The organism is Bacillus sp. NSP9.1 (assembly GCF_000465465.2).
GTDB lineage: Bacteria > Bacillota > Bacilli > Bacillales > Bacillaceae > Bacillus > Bacillus sonorensis_A.
On sequence record NZ_CP048273.1, the window covers coordinates 3,510,923 to 3,525,603 of the forward strand.

13 protein-coding genes are annotated in these 14,681 nt (G+C 47.5%); 3 read left to right on the forward strand and 10 right to left on the reverse strand.

From position 1 onward, the window contains the following. Window positions 1–507: 507 nt before the first annotated feature. Complete coding sequence (gene trmB / locus M654_RS18270; protein WP_026588300.1) at window positions 508–1,149, reverse strand: tRNA (guanosine(46)-N7)-methyltransferase TrmB; 642 nt, start codon at window positions 1,147–1,149, stop codon at window positions 508–510. 181 nt (window positions 1,150–1,330) lie between these two features. On the opposite strand from trmB, the gene M654_RS18275 reads away from it, so the two are divergent. Further along, on the forward strand, window positions 1,331–1,609 hold the full coding sequence (locus M654_RS18275) for a YtzH-like family protein (protein WP_026588301.1): 279 nt from the start codon (window positions 1,331–1,333) through the stop codon (window positions 1,607–1,609). Here the strand turns inward: M654_RS18275 and M654_RS18280 are convergent. The 5 genes from M654_RS18280 to thpR form a co-directional block, all read right to left on the reverse strand. After that, on the reverse strand, window positions 1,604–2,407 hold the full coding sequence (locus M654_RS18280) for a phosphotransferase family protein (protein ID WP_026588302.1): 804 nt from the start codon (window positions 2,405–2,407) through the stop codon (window positions 1,604–1,606). The two genes, M654_RS18275 and M654_RS18280, sit on opposite strands and share 6 nt — an antisense overlap. Window positions 2,408–2,595: 188 nt before the next feature. After that, window positions 2,596–4,728, reverse strand: a complete 2,133-nt coding sequence (gene pulA / locus M654_RS18285) for a type I pullulanase (RefSeq protein WP_026588303.1) — start codon at window positions 4,726–4,728, stop codon at window positions 2,596–2,598. Between the two features lie 26 nt (window positions 4,729–4,754). Then, complete coding sequence (locus M654_RS18290) at window positions 4,755–5,675, reverse strand: YegS/Rv2252/BmrU family lipid kinase (RefSeq protein ID WP_026588304.1); 921 nt, start codon at window positions 5,673–5,675, stop codon at window positions 4,755–4,757. A 42-nt stretch (window positions 5,676–5,717) separates the two neighbouring features. Further along, a complete protein-coding gene (locus M654_RS18295) occupies window positions 5,718–6,662 on the reverse strand; it encodes a hypothetical protein (RefSeq protein ID WP_026588305.1) in 945 nt (314 codons plus the stop codon). Further along, window positions 6,646–7,251, reverse strand: a complete 606-nt coding sequence (gene thpR / locus M654_RS18300; RefSeq protein ID WP_026588306.1) for an RNA 2',3'-cyclic phosphodiesterase — start codon at window positions 7,249–7,251, stop codon at window positions 6,646–6,648. Before thpR ends, M654_RS18295 begins: the two co-directional genes overlap by 17 nt. A gap of 136 nt (window positions 7,252–7,387) precedes the next feature. On the opposite strand from thpR, the gene cysK reads away from it, so the two are divergent. Continuing rightward, window positions 7,388–8,326, forward strand: coding sequence for a cysteine synthase A (gene cysK / locus M654_RS18305; protein WP_026588307.1), 939 nt, complete (start codon window positions 7,388–7,390; stop codon window positions 8,324–8,326). A gap of 130 nt (window positions 8,327–8,456) precedes the next feature. On the opposite strand, the gene M654_RS18310 is transcribed toward cysK, so the two are convergent. Next, window positions 8,457–9,620, reverse strand: coding sequence for an MFS transporter (locus M654_RS18310; RefSeq protein WP_026588308.1), 1,164 nt, complete (start codon window positions 9,618–9,620; stop codon window positions 8,457–8,459). A 173-nt stretch (window positions 9,621–9,793) separates the two neighbouring features. Continuing rightward, window positions 9,794–11,185: a dipeptidase PepV gene (pepV, locus tag M654_RS18315; protein WP_026588309.1), complete on the reverse strand. Its 1,392-nt coding sequence runs from the start codon at window positions 11,183–11,185 to the stop codon at window positions 9,794–9,796. A 107-nt stretch (window positions 11,186–11,292) separates the two neighbouring features. Between pepV and M654_RS18320 the strand changes: the two genes are divergently transcribed. Further along, complete coding sequence (locus M654_RS18320; protein ID WP_026588310.1) at window positions 11,293–12,600, forward strand: NCS2 family permease; 1,308 nt, start codon at window positions 11,293–11,295, stop codon at window positions 12,598–12,600. A 63-nt stretch (window positions 12,601–12,663) separates the two neighbouring features. Here the strand turns inward: M654_RS18320 and M654_RS18325 are convergent, their stop codons facing one another. Continuing rightward, complete coding sequence (locus M654_RS18325) at window positions 12,664–13,833, reverse strand: ABC transporter permease (protein ID WP_026588311.1); 1,170 nt, start codon at window positions 13,831–13,833, stop codon at window positions 12,664–12,666. Continuing rightward, entirely contained in the window at window positions 13,830–14,537 is a 708-nt protein-coding gene (locus tag M654_RS18330) for an ABC transporter ATP-binding protein (RefSeq protein ID WP_442858853.1), read from the reverse strand. The genes M654_RS18325 and M654_RS18330 overlap by 4 nt, the downstream gene beginning before the upstream one ends. Window positions 14,538–14,681: the final 144 nt, after the last annotated feature.

Sequence of the window (14,681 nt, forward strand, 5' to 3'; positions counted from 1 at the left end):
AAACTTTTTTTCCTTACTAATTTTACGGTTTCCGGTACTAGTACGGTTTTACCCGTTTTTCCCTTAAAACGAAACCGGCCCGTCCTTCGGTTGGGTCGACGAAGTACTAACGGAACGGTCGTACGAAAACCGTAAACCGTAACGAAACGGAACGGTACCGGTTACCGTTTAGTAGGAAGGAAAGGAACGTTCGTTTTAGGTTAAGGAAAGTAAATTTACTTAAACTAAAAGTACCCGGCCCCGGGTTCGGGTTTCCGGTTTTTAAAAACCGTTTTTAAAAGGTAGGTACGTCCGTCCCCTTTTCCGTTTCGGCCCGACCGGGAACCGGTACCGTCGTCCTACTAACTTTTTTACCTTTTTAAAAACCGAAAAACCGGTCGGTAGTTAGGTTTGGGTAGGGACGGGCCCGGCCCGTTTTTCCTTTACTAGGTCGGGCCGTTTTTACGGTTTTTACCGGACCCGGAACGGTACTAACAAATAAAAAAAACAGACGGAATGTCTGTTTTTTTATGCTCTCCATTCAGCTTCGACTCTGTAGATCGGCTGGCCTTTGGCGGCAAATTTTTCTTCATATTCGGTCATGACGTTTCCTTCAAAGCCGCTCTGGTGCAGATCAAGGCTGACAAACGTCAAAACGAGTCCGTATTGAGAGAAGCTTGTTAGAGAATATTCAAATAGCCCGCGGTTGTCCGTTTTAAAATGGATCGCTCCCTTTGCGCCGAGGACCTGCTCATACTTTTTCAAAAACGCGTGATTGGTGAGGCGCCGCTTTTCATGGCGCTTTTTAGGCCACGGATCAGAAAAGTTCAAATAAACGCGATCGACTTCTCCTTCCGCAAAAACATCTGAAAGCATATCGGCATTGATGTTCAACAGCCTTGCATTAGGCGCTTCAGCTTGTTTTACTTTATCTACCGCGGTGACGATGACGCTCTTAAATAATTCGATGCCGATATAATTGACATCCGGGTTCTGCCGGGCCATTCCTGAAATAAACTGCCCTTTCCCGGTTCCTACTTCAATATGGATCGGATTGTCATTCCCAAAAACGGAATGCCATTTCCCTTTATATTGGGACGGTTCGCTGATGACAATATGAGAGTTTTCAGCCAAATAATCATCCGCCCAAGGCTTGTGACGCATTCGCATGTACTTACACCTCTATCTGTTATATCGTCTTACAACATACCATGAAATACAAGAGCCTCGCAAGAGCTCTTTTCAAAGCAAAAAGAACCCGACGATCGCCTTCGGGTCCTTCATGTATAAAAATAAACTTTATGAACATTTTAAACCATATACTTTTAGAATGAAGGGATGTGCCAATATTATGGGCTTAAATCGAGAAAATCAAATTCATCTATTAAAAGACATTCTCTCAGACCACCAAGCAGATTGCTCCGGTACTGTTGCCGAATGCGAACAGGTGGAACGGATCATCAAGTCTTTAATGGCGAACACAAATCTGGACGGCAATCTGAAAGGCGTCCTTGAAGATATTTATCTGTACAGCCAGAGAGGAAGATCGTCCAATTCGCTCAACGACCACATCCTGGAGCACCAAGACCGCCTCACTCAGTGGGTGGAAGAAATCGGCTCACTTTCATGAAGATCTGGCGAGCCGCTGCAACAGCAAATGCAGCTGTTCAAGCCCCTGGTTGAAGCCGTCCTGATTTCCTTTCGCCTTTTGCCAGACGGTATTCATCGCAGCTTCTGCCAAGACGTACCACGCCATTCTTAGCTTAAGATTGTCCGTTAAAGAGGCGCCGTAGCGTTCAAGCCAGCTTTCCCATTCCTGCTCTTCAACATAGTGATAAAGAAGCGGCCCCAAATCGATCGCGGGGTCCGCAATCATCGCTCCATCCCAATCGATTAAATAAAGCTGATCCTGATCTGTTAGAAGCCAATTATTATGATTGACATCGCAGTGGCAGACGACTTTTTCCCCGGACTGCACATCTTCCAGATGATGCTCCAGATAAAAAAGCGCTTGATCCAGCTGCGAAATTGGATATTGCCGGGCCTGGATAAACTGCTTTAATTGAGTGATCACAGAGATTGGCTGGAAAGGCTGTTTTCCAAGCCTTTTCAGCATGTCTAAAAGCTCTTTGGAGCTGTGGATTTTCCGAAGCATTTCAGCCACCGCCTGACTGTTCATATCCTTCGGTTTCAGCTCTCTGCCTTTGAGCCAGTGCTGTGCTGTAATCACATCCCCGTTTTCCATTCGTTTTGTCCAAACGAGCTTAGGAACAATTCCTTCCGCGGACAGGACAGCCAAAAAAGGAGAGCTGTTTCGCTTTAAAAAAAGCTGTTGTCCGTTATGTTCTGCATAATATGCGTCTCCTGTAGCTCCTCCTGCGGGGGAAATCTCCCATTCGCTACCTAGTAATTGTCCCAACCAGTTCATATCGATTTTCAACCCATCATTTCATTAAAAGATTTTAAAAGCATCTGCATCCCTTGAAGGGAGACAAACCGCCTGTATTGATCGTCTCTTTGTTTTCAAATAAAAAGACGGCTATTGAGAGTCATTTGTGCTAAACAATAGCCGTCTTTTAAATTTTAGCGCTATACGCTAAACTTCGTCAAGCAAAACTAAAAAATCCCTTTTGGTTCGTAAAGAACATACGTACCGATGCCGTTCAGCTGAAGCCATCCGCTGACCGGGACCATCTCCTGAAAAAATGTAAAAGGATCGCAGTATAACAAATAGCTTTTCCCATCCGGAAGCTTCAGCTCTTCCTTTTTCGCAAATGGACAGTGGACGACAATGATTTCATTCCAGCCGTCAATCTTTCCAATATGATACAGCCTGTAAGCGATCGCCTCTTTCGTTTCTTCCAAAAAAGAAAGGTGTTTCTTGACCTCTCCGGGTGTTCGGAGGCGAAAAGCAGGATGGGCTTTCCGCAGGGCAATCAATTTTCGCACATATTCTATATCCCCGTGAAGCGCCGCTCTTTTTTTCCAATCGAGCCGATTGATCTGATCGCTTGCTCTGTAGCTGTTTTGATTCCCCTGCTTTGTACGGCAAAACTCCTGTCCGCTATGAAGAAACGGGACACCTTGCGACAGAAGGACGATCGCGATGGAAAGCCGCTGTCTGAGCCGTTTGGTCTTTTGATCTTCCTGCAAACAGAAAGCCATCTTATCCCAAAAGGTATGGTTGTCATGAGATTCGACATAATTGATCGACTGTTGCGGCGATAAAAAGCCTGGGGAACCGGCGATTCCATCCTGAACCGCCGCTTTCTTCCGGACATCGCCCAACGCAAATCCGCGGTCTTCAAGGTGGAACGTGCTCCCCTTTACGGCATCCCTGAATCGGTCGTTGAAAAAGCCGATCCCCGGCATATTCCCCGCATTGTGGAGCGCTGCCTTTTGTCCGTCTGGAAGCGGCGTGTTCAAATCCCAGCCTTCACCGAACAGCAGCACCCCCGGTTTGACACGCTCGGCAAGCTGTTTGATCCGGCGAACCGTTTCGATGTCTAAGATGCCCATTAAATCAAAGCGAATCCCGTCGACATCATAGTCTTCCAGCCAGAAGCGGATGGAGTCGAGTATAAATTTCCTAGCCATCAGCCGCTCTGAGGCGATGTCATTTCCCACACCCGTTCCGTCAGCGGGAAAGCCGAATTCATCGTGACGGAAAAAATACCCCGGAACCGTTCTTTCAAAAGGGGAATCCTCCCTCTTGTAAACATGGTTGTATACGGCATCCATGATGACGTTCAGCCCGTTTTTGTGCAGCGCCTGGATCGCGGTTTTGAGCTCGATGATCCGCTTTTTCGGATCTTGAGGATCAAGGGAATAGCTTCCTTCAGGCACGTTAAAATGGAGGGGATTGTAACCCCAATTATATGATGTCCCCGGATCAAGCTCGTCAACCCCGGCAAAGTCGTTGAAAGGGAGGAATTCGACATGGGTGATCCCGAGTTCTTGCAAATAGGATACCCCTGTTGAGAAACCGCCGGCCGTTTCGGTATGTTCTTCTGTTAACGCTAAATATTTCCCCTTATACTGCATGCCGCTCTCATCATGAATCGAGAAATCGCGGATATGCGCTTCATAAATAACGGCATCACACGGACTTTGAAAAGCTTGAGGATCGTGCTTTTCGACTTTTAACTCGTCGGGATCAAGGACAACTCCTTTTTCACCGTTGGCCGTCACGGCCTTTGCATACGGATCGGCCGTCCTAAACCGTTCTCGATTGACATAAATGTGATACATATACATCCAGCCGTTCATATCGCCGTCGACGGTGATTTCATAAACACCTTTATGTTTTCGGACCATTTGAAGCACCGTTTTTTGCGTTCCATCGGGGCTTTGGAGTTCAAGCATAGCTGCGGAGGCACTCGGCGCCCACACTCTGAATATGGTCCGTTCTCTGGAATAAATGGCGCCCAGTGTGCCTTCGTAAAAAAAAGCTTGATCAAATTCCGCCGTTCTGATGACGGCTCCGATCTGCAGATCCGTCCATTCGCTTCCTCGGCAGCGGACTTTATGGACCCGCCCCAAAGGAACGGGTCCTTCGCTTTCCAGCACATATTTGCGGTGCTCTTTCAGTTCTCGCGTTTCCTTTATCAAAAGCCCGCTCTCCTTTCCCTGTTCATCTTCAAGCAGGAAAGGCGGGCCAAAGCAATCAGTCCGGTTTCCCGGAACCAATACGGTGATTGTGCGCATCTCATCCAGATAAGCTTCAAAAGGGCGGCTGATATTCAGCATCACAGTCTCTCCTTCATCCGGAGGATTTATGCTTTTAAGCGGAGAGATTCCGTCCCGGTTTTCACAAAAACAGGTGTTGAACCGATCAATTCTCCGTCCGCTTGGAAAAGCACTCTCTCATTGGTATGAAAATAGATGTCTTTCGTTTTAAACGAGGTGACCCCTTTTTTTCCGATATGTTTGCCAAACATCATCGCAAACAACAGCCCGGCTTTTTTCAGCGCCGGGAGATCTTCAATGATCATCACATCCAACTGCTCCTCCCGCGGATTTGCGTTTGGCGCAATCTTCATTCCTCCGCCGTAGTATGGGTGATTGGAAACAGATGCAAACCAGATTTTTTTAAACGTCCGTTGTTCAGCACCGCTTTCATAGGACAGGACAAACGGTTTGAACGTAAAAGCGGTGGCTAAGAACAACAGCGGCTGAATCAGGTGATTCAGCCGGAAAAAGAACGTCCACTTCGGCATATCAGACATTTTCTTGAGAAAACAGGCGTCAAAACCTAAACTGAGATGATTGACAAAGTAAAGTTCATGTACACTATCTTTTGTCCGGAAACCGCCGAGCGCATAAGTGCGGGTCAGCGAGTGTCCGCCCCGTTTCATTCCCTTGAATACGTCCGATTTTTTAACAGAAAATCCGCGCTTAAAGTCATTTGCCGAGCCTGCGGGTATGACGCTCAGCTGAATATCCCCCAGGCTGACCAATCCGTTCAAGACTTCGTGAATGGTGCCGTCGCCGCCGATGACGAGCAGACGTTTCAGTCTGTCATCCTGTATCGTCGATATTTGCCTCGCCAGCACTTCGGCATGTCCCTGATGCTGAGTCAAAAACGAGCGATACGATATGTTTGCTTTTTGGAGTTCTTTCTGCAATGATTTCCATACTCTGAGAGCCGCTGAGTTTCCGGCTTTCGGATTGATGATGATATACCATTCACTCATGATTCCATTCTCCATCTTCATAATATGAAATAAAACGGGGAATTAATCCAGCCATTCCTTTCTCCGCTTCGATTCCGACACTCCGTAAGACAGCAAAATTTTCGCAGCTTTCAGCTGCCGGCTTTTGATCGGGGCAAAGTTTTTCTGCTGCTTCGCCAGCCAGTCACCCCATTGTCTTCGGTCATAAATCTCGATCCCGTAGGGAGGTTCGGGATAATCGATATATGATGTTCTGCTGATGATGAATTTGCGCACCGGCAGTTCGATATCCGATCCTTTTAAGAGCTGTGAAAGGATCGAACCTGTTCTGAGAAGTTCAGTGGTCGGATTGAGAACAGACCTTTCCTTGCCTCTGACGGTTTTCTCCTTCCAAAAACGGTCTTTGGAACCGATAAAGGCGCTTTCCTTATCACCTTCAAGAAATGCCAAACAATAGATTTCAAGCGGCGTCAGGATGATGATGCTCAACTCAGCCGCCGCCTGGCTGACCTGCAAAACCGGATGATACATAATAAAATACGAATCCGGCAGCTGCTGCGCCAAAATTTGCAGAATTTTATCGCTTTTTATTTCCCGGGAAAGGCCTGATATGTCTGAAATCGTCGAGCTCGCCCATTTTAATTGAAATTGATAAAGGCGCTCTTTAAAAAAAGCAGCCAGCTCTTTTTCACCGGCGGGAATTCTGGCGATCAGATCCCCATCCATTTCCTCTTCCAAACCGTTAAACCATTGATCAACGGCTTCTTTTCCATTATTAATATCGGATAATTCTTTTTTTCTTTTTAATGAAAATGTTCTCTTTTTTCGGCTGCCATCGTTTTCTGAAGGAATACTTTCACCGCGGAAAAATCCTTCCTCTTTTTTTTCCGCCATTTCTTTCAGCGACTGCCAGCGCTGCTTTTTTAAGCGGATAAACTGATTCATATAGTGATAAGGGTCTTGCTCATATCTTGAAATGCAATCCTGAATTTTAACAATCTGTGCCATCGCTGTTCATCTCCGAATCCTGCTTTCTGATTTGCTCCCCGTTGCCGAACAGAAAAACGGCTTTATGTTCATATTTGGGAAGCCTGTCTAAATGAGTCTGAAAAAGGGTGCACTGCCGGGCAGTGAATGAAATCCCGCCTTCAAGCGGCTCCAGGCACCCGCTAAACGGAGCGGAGCCTTTCCACTTCCTGGCGACAGTCATATGCGGGTGGAAAGGCCGTTTCTCAATGTCAAAACCGGCAGCAGCCGCGGCTTGCTTGACGCGTTCCCTCAGCTGAAAAAGGGGGGCGGAATGCTCCGGTTCTACATGAAGAATCCTCGGCTCTGAAGGTTTTCCAAAGGTCCCGAGCTGTTTTAAACAGAGCGCAAAAGGAGGCGTTTCATCAGAAATAAGCGCAAGCTTCTTCTCCAGCGCGGAAAGCTGCTCCTTACCCGCTGGTCCGAGAAAGACGAGGGTAAAATGATAATCTAAAGGATGCACCCATCTATGAAAAGAAAGTTCCGGACGGCCGCTGATCGTTTGATGTAACGGCTCTGCAAGCTCAGCCGGAAAAGGGATTCCGATAAAATAATGCGGTTTTACTGGCATATGTATGACTTCCTTCCATTGATCTTCTTTACATTTTAACAAAAAACAAAGGGACTTATAACCTCTCCATTTTTCACTTTTCAATGCCTTATGATAGGATATTGAAAAAGAATGTTTTCTAGAAAGGGTGCCCAATGTGAAAGATGTGCAGAACATCGCGGAATTAATCGGGGATACGCCGCTCGTCAAATTAAACCGGGTGCAGCCTGAACACGCGGCGCAAGTTTATGTAAAGCTTGAATCCTTTAATCCAAGTGGCAGTGTGAAAGACCGGGCCGCTTATCAAATGATTCTTGATGCAGAAGAAAGAGGCCTTCTCAAACCAGGCTCTACAATCATTGAGCCGACAAGCGGAAACACGGGGATCGGGCTGGCTATGAATGCGGCCGCGAGAGGCTACAAAGCGATTCTTGTTATGCCTGATACGATGACGAAAGAACGGATCAACCTTTTAAAAGCCTATGGCGCGGAGGTCGTTCTGACTCCAGGGGACGAAAGAATGCCGGGGAGCATCAAAAAAGCGCAGGAGCTTGCAGAAGAGATCCCCGGAAGCTTTATACCGATGCAGTTTGACAATAAAGCCAACCCTGATGCGCACAGAAAAACAACAGCTTTGGAAATTGCCCGGGCAATAGAAGAAATCGGCAAACCGCTTGCGGCTTTTGTAGCAACTGCGGGGACGGGCGGAACGATAACCGGAACGGGTGAAACCCTGAAAGAGCTGTTCCCGGAAATTACCGTTCATGTGGCAGAGCCGGCCGGCTCCCCTGTTTTGTCAGGAGGCAAACCGGGCAAGCACAAACTCGTCGGGACAAGCCCCGGCTTCATTCCGAATATTTTAAATGAGGATGTCTATGACGAAATATTAAAAATTACGGATGAAGAAGCTTATGAGATGACGCGCAGATTGGCGCGTGAAGAAGGAATTCTCGTCGGACCTTCTTCAGGAGCTGCCTGCTTCGCTGCCGTTGAAACCGCAAAAAAACTGCCGCCGGGAAAAATTGTCGTCTGCATGACAGCCGACACCGGAGAACGCTACTTATCGAGCGATCTATTTTCTTTTTCTGAAGCTTGAGTGAAAACTCTCGCAGTCTAGGAAGGCCGAGAATCGGAGCGGGCTTTCACCAGCACAGAACTGCCAACGAAGGCAGGGGTTTGCCGCCACACTGAAAGCTTGATTTCTGATCAGAAATCAAGCTTTTTTATTAGGAGGAAACCGATGATTGTACGGCGGCAGCTTTCTTCGACAGGATATACATGCCTGCGATCAGCAAAAAAGACAGCGTGGATAATATGCCAAAGAACAAGTAAACATAAAGCGCGGAAGAACGCTCATAGATGAGCCCGCCCATAAATGTGCAAAACCAGTTCCCCAAACCGTTTCCGACGGCTGTATATAAACTGATCGCCGTCGCGCCTAAATGATCCGGCGCAATCTTTCTGACATACTGCAGGGCAGCGGGAATGAACAAGCCGACGGAAAATCCCTGCACGATGCATGTCGCATATACGAGCGGCAGCGAAGGCGCAGCATAATAGAATATCCAGCGGAGCGAGGAGATGAGAATGGCAAACATCAAAACTTTTTCAATCCCAAACCGCTGAATCAAACGGCTTGCTGCTTTCATGAAAGGGGCTTCACTGCCCGCCGCAATTAAAAAAGCGATCCCCACTCCCGCGAGCGTTCCGCCGATTTCCTGAATATAGATTCCGAAATAAATATTATGGGCTAAAGTAGGGCCCATCATAAAAAAAGCTGCCGTCAAAAACAGAAAATACTTCTTCAGCTTAAAGAGTTCTTTGATTCCGGCCCTCAAACTGATGTTCATCGCTTTATTTTCTTTTGGGAGCCTTGCAGAAAAGAAAGCCGACAAGATTAAAAAAACAACATACGTATAAAAAATGAGTGCCAGATGAAAGGTTTCAGCCAGATTGCCCATAAAGAAAACGGCTCCCGCAAAACCGAGCGCCCCCCACAGCCGGATTGATCCGTAGGGGACCCCGGACTTTTCAGAAAAGCCGAGTGCAATGCTGTCTGAAAGCGGAACGACAGCGCTCTGACATGCAGCCAGGAAAATCATCGCCACGATCAAGACCTCATAAGATGCGGACAGCGAAAATAGCAGTGTGAACAATGCGGTCAACAATAATGCAGTCGTCAGCAATGCGGTCGGTCTCCTCGTCAGATCGCTCATCAATCCCCAAACAGGCTGGATGAAAATCATCACGACGGGGCTGATCGACATGATCAAGCCGATTTGGCCGCCGGACAAATGGACGGCATCTTTCAAATAAACGGACAAAAGCGGATAAAACGCCCCATAGCCAAAAAAGAACAAAAAATAAAAAGAATAAAACCGTTTGTTCATATGTAAACTCTCCCTCTTAAAGAGCTTCATTCCACCTTAACTATATGCCTTATTTCCAAATCCAGCAATCCTTTATTTAAAAAGGCCGCTCCAATAATGAGCGGCCTAAATGATGTCCGTTTCATGTCAGATGTTGTGCGATCGGTTTTGCGGCCGGACGGGAAAACATCCATTTATTTTGCCAGTTCGTATATCGCCTGGGCATAAAGGGAAACTGACTGCAACAGATCATCCACTTCCATGTATTCGTCCTTTTGGTGGGCGACGTCAGGCCGGCCCGGGAAAAGCGGTCCGAACGCGACTCCGGCTTGTAAGGACCTGGCGTATGTCGCACCGCCGATCGAGATTAATTCCGCTTTCTTTCCTGTCTGCTCCTCATAAACGCGCTGAAGCGTTTGAATCAACTCATGATCTTTTGGCACATAGTGGGGCTTGCTGTCTTTAAAGCTGACAAGCTCCGTCCCTGGCATGCTCTCAAGCGCGTTTTTCACACAGCCGCTCTCCCCTGTTACCGGATAGCGGATATTGATGCCGATCTCGCCGCCTTTGCCATTTGCATAAGACAGCCGGCCGACATTTAATGTCAAATCTCCGCTGATCTGATCGGTTGCGGCAATCCCGATCTTTTTCCCTCTCGTGTCACCAGCGAAAGCATCGGTGACCGTTTCGACAAAATGGAGGCCGGCTCCATCAAGCGCCTGTGTATGTAAAAACTCTGCCAAAACAAGACCTGCGTTGACCCCGTTATCGGGTTCCATCGCGTGGGCTGATTTGCCGTGCACCTTTAAAACTGCCGTATCACCTTCCTTAAGCAGCCGTCCATCGGCATGTTTTTCCTTGACGAAAGAGGTGAAAGATTCTTCAAAATCGCTTGTGATCGGCCCGGCCAGAACAGCTTCTGCATCATCAGGCACCATGTTTAAGCGGCGGCCTGATCCGAATGACTTCAGAACCAGATCAGCTCCTGGATCAGCCGCGGGACATTTTATTTTCAAAGCCGCATCAATCAGTCCTTTTTCAGCATAAATGATCGGAAAATCAGCATCAGGCGCAAAACCGGCTGAAGGCATGTCTTCATGTTTAAAATAATGTTCCACACATCTCCAATCGCTTTCTTCATCCGTTCCAATAATGATTCTGACCCGCTTTGATAAAGGCAGATTCATTTCTTTGACGATTTTCAGCGCGTGAAACGCGGCCATTGTCGGTCCTTTGTCATCGAGCGCTCCCCTTGCGTATATCCGTCCATCTCTGATGTCGGCGGCAAACGGGTCACTCGTCCATCCGTCTCCAGGGGGGACGACATCGATATGACACAGCACTCCAATGATGTCGTCTCCTTCCCCCCATTCAATATGACCTGCATACCCATCAAGATTTTTCACCGTGAAGCCGTTTTCTTCACCTTTTTCCAAAAGCGTTGTCAAGCATTGATGGATTCCTTCTCCGAACGGCTTTTCAGGGCTTGCCGTCGCTTCATCAAGGACGCTGTTGATTTTCAAGAAATCTTGAATATCCCGGACAATCTCATTCTTTCTTTTTGATACTTCTTGTTCCCAGTTCATATTTTCGCCCTTTCTTTTAAAAGATTAACCTGAAACACTTGCAAAACCAGCTGATAACGAATAATATAGATATTGTTTTGTTACAATGTTCGTTATTGGAGGAAATGATGTTTAACATAAAAGAAAACCAAACCACTGTTAAAAAAGAAATACTTGCCGGCCTTACAACATTTTTTACGATGGTTTATATCGTCGTCGTCAATCCCGGCATTCTCTCAGGCACAGGTGTCCCTTTTGACCAGGTGTTCACCGCTACGATTATTGCCGCAGTCGTCGGAACGCTTTGGATGGCGCTGGCCGCAAACTTTCCGATCGCGATTGCGCCGGGCATGGGGCTCAACGCCTATTTTGCGGTTTCAGTCGTCGGCTCATCAAATGGCGAGATTTCGTATCAGACAGCATTCAGCGCTGTCTTCACAGCGGGTATTCTCTTTATTATCTTATCGCTAACACCGCTTAGAAAACAACTGATCGAAGCCATCCCGGCTAATTTAAAATACGGCATTACAGCGGGAATCGGCCTGTTCATCGCGTTTGTCGGCTTAAGAGGAGCGGGTATCATTACGGCAAACAAAGCGAATTTAGTCGGACTCGGCGACTTGCGCTCCCCTGAAGTGATCCTAACATTGATCGGACTCGCTTTTTCCGTCATCCTGATGGTCATGAATGTAAACGGAGCCCTGTTTTTCGGGATGGTGTTGACCGGGCTGATCGCCTTTTTCACCGGGCAGCTGAGCTTTGCCCAAGGGGTTCTGTCACTGCCCCATCTGCCGGAAAAACTGATTGTCACAAACCCTTTCGCCGCCTTCGGCGATGTCATCCATTACGGCCTCTACTCGGTTGTCTTCTCTTTTCTCTTGGTAACGATTTTTGATACGACAGGGACGATGATCGGTGTTGCCGAACAGGCGGGGCTGATGAAAAAAGGCAAGCTGCCGAACGCGAGAAAAGCGCTGCTTGCCGATTCAACAGCGACGACGATCGGCGCCATGTTCGGGACAAGCCCGACAACCGCCTATATCGAGTCATCGGCTGGAGTTGCCGCAGGCGGAAGAACGGGGCTTACATCGTTGACAGTCGCCGTCCTCTTTGGTGCGGCACTGTTTTTCAGTCCGCTTGTCAGCGCCGTCTCAGGCATTGCCGCCATTACGTCGCCGGCATTGATCATTGTCGGAAGCATGATGATCGGAGCTGTCACAAACATCCGCTGGAAAGAGCTTGATGAAGCATTCCCGGCTTTTCTCGTCATCTTGGCAATGCCACTGACATCCAGCATCGCAACAGGCATCTCGCTTGGATTTATCTCATACCCAATTGTTAAAGCGGCAAAAGGGAAATGGCGTGACATCCATCCGCTTGTCTTAGTGTTTGCGATTCTATTTTTCATACACCTCTTCTTTTTAGAAGGACATTAAACTGCGAACCCCCGTTTTTACAAACGGGGGTTTTATATCTCCTGGACGACAATGCATCCCATCTTAAAAAGAAGACGGAGCTTTGAACAATAGGCTGACGGCCAGGTTGACACAGCACCAGATGAGCCCCGGGAAAAACAGCCAATTGATACAGCTGCGCCTTGCTTCACGATAAGCGGTGCTGTCATGATCCGCCCCCAATAAATAAGAGCGTTCCATCACCTTGTCAAACTGGATGGCCACCAGATTTCGGTAAGCGGCGGCAAAAATCAAAAGGGCTATCGCTTTCAGCCAGACCGGCCCTAACAGAATCAGCGCCGTAAAAATGCTGATCAGTCGAATGAGCTGTCTTTTATAATCGGGATGGCGCAGCATCACTTTGAAAAACACTTCCCGGCAGCCATTTTGCACCGTTCGCGTTTGAAAAAGGGGCTGAGACTTTCTAAAAAACAGCCTCGGCTTTTTCGCCCTCATTGTTTTCCCGGGCTTGGGGATGGTGCCATCCTGGTTAAAAGATAAGAAAAATGCAGCCAGCTTCAGCTTGTGCTTCGTCTCAGCATCAACTTGATCGTAAAAAAGAAACAGATCCTTAAGCGAAGCCATGATGCTGTACACCGCCGCCACAGCCAGCACCAGTGCGACCCCTATAAGCACATACATAGAAGCGGATAGAACGGCGAACGAAGCGCAGATCAAAACGAGCAGCACCTCTCCCGCATGCAATAGCCGGTATTTCAAGCGGGGCGGCCTTTTGAGGTGCAGCTGTTTTAAACTAATCATGAACAGATTGATACAGAGATAGAAAAAGAAAACAGCGATACAAACTGACAGATCCATCTGCAACTTATTGATGTAAACAGGAGCACAAACCGCGATTAACAACAGCCATTTGCAAAGCTGAAGCAACAGGCAATAAACAAACCCGCATACTTTCATCTCAAAAATGACGGTTTTTTTCTGTAAAAGATACAGCTGATCCGCTTCCATCAGAAACGTCCGCACCGATCCAAACAGCGTAAAAAGCGCCGGGATCAGTAAAACCATCCCCGCATGCCATTCATGCTGCGTCACAGCTCCGCCATTCACCCATTTGATATACTGATAGACTAAAATCGCGATACCGGGCAAAACGATATACAGCCAAACCGTCCAGTCAATCACCAGGTTCAGAACGCCGAGCTGATACCGATAATCCGCCTTGAGCCTGCTTCGAAACAGTGATCGTCCATTCATAGGGCTCCACCCTTTACCGCCTCATAAAAACAATCGAGCAGCGATCCTTCCGGCAAGCCGGTCTTCACTCGGAGCTCTTCAAGCGTTCCCTGCATCACCAAGCTGCCGTTTGTAAGCAGCAAAAAGCGGTCGCAGATTTTTTCCGCGGTATCGAGAACATGTGTGCACAGGAGAATCCCCGCTCCCCGCTGTTGCTCTTCTTTCAGCATATCCAAAAAAAGCCGGTTTGCGATCGGATCAAGTCCGATAAACGGTTCGTCAATAATATATAAATCGGGCTTCATCAGAAAAGCATGGATGAGCATCAGCTTTTGCTGCATCCCTTTTGAAAATGTACCCGGATACTCATGAACGGCATGCTCCAATGAAAATTGCTCCATGAGCCGATTGGCTCTGCGATAAAAAACAGACTCGTCCTCCTGTAAAAAAGTCCCTAAAGCTGTGATGTGCTCCCAAAGGGTCAATTCATCATAAAAGCTTGGCTGCTCTGGTATGTATGCATATTTTGGTGTTTCATTCCAGTTTATCTCGCCGGTCACATGCCTAGTTAAACCGAGAATCGTTTTGATCGTCGTGCTTTTTCCCGCCCCGTTCGGACCGATTAAGCCGACAAGCTCGCCTGCTCCAACAGTAAATGCAATGTTTTCAATCGTCGGTTTCTCCTCTTCATATCCTGCTTGTTCAATATGTACTGAAAGCTTCACCGAATTCACCACCTCTGTTTTTTATTACGTATCAATCAGGAAAAAGTTTGTTTTTTTTATTAAAATGAACGTTGGTGTATGGGGATTTCCCCGCGTTTTTCGTTTTTTTCATGAATTTGGAACGGGTTTTTTGCTGGATATTTG

Bases quoted from the DNA above. Each gene is read 5' to 3' on its own strand.
- pepV (WP_026588309.1), bottom strand. From the start codon at position 11,185: ATGAACTGGGAACAAGAAGTATCAAAAAGAAAGAATGAGATTGTCCGG.
- M654_RS18275 (WP_026588301.1), top strand. From the start codon at position 1,331: ATGGGCTTAAATCGAGAAAATCAAATTCATCTATTAAAAGACATTCTC.
- M654_RS18290 (WP_026588304.1), bottom strand. From the start codon at position 5,675: ATGAGTGAATGGTATATCATCATCAATCCGAAAGCCGGAAACTCAGCG.
- trmB (WP_026588300.1), bottom strand. From the start codon at position 1,149: ATGCGAATGCGTCACAAGCCTTGGGCGGATGATTATTTGGCTGAAAAC.
- pulA (WP_026588303.1), bottom strand. From the start codon at position 4,728: ATGCTGAATATCAGCCGCCCTTTTGAAGCTTATCTGGATGAGATGCGC.
- M654_RS18325 (WP_026588311.1), bottom strand. From the start codon at position 13,833: ATGAATGGACGATCACTGTTTCGAAGCAGGCTCAAGGCGGATTATCGG.
- M654_RS18280 (WP_026588302.1), bottom strand. From the start codon at position 2,407: ATGAACTGGTTGGGACAATTACTAGGTAGCGAATGGGAGATTTCCCCC.
- M654_RS18320 (WP_026588310.1), top strand. From the start codon at position 11,293: ATGTTTAACATAAAAGAAAACCAAACCACTGTTAAAAAAGAAATACTT.
- thpR (WP_026588306.1), bottom strand. From the start codon at position 7,251: ATGCCAGTAAAACCGCATTATTTTATCGGAATCCCTTTTCCGGCTGAG.
- M654_RS18310 (WP_026588308.1), bottom strand. From the start codon at position 9,620: ATGAACAAACGGTTTTATTCTTTTTATTTTTTGTTCTTTTTTGGCTAT.
- M654_RS18295 (WP_026588305.1), bottom strand. From the start codon at position 6,662: ATGGCACAGATTGTTAAAATTCAGGATTGCATTTCAAGATATGAGCAA.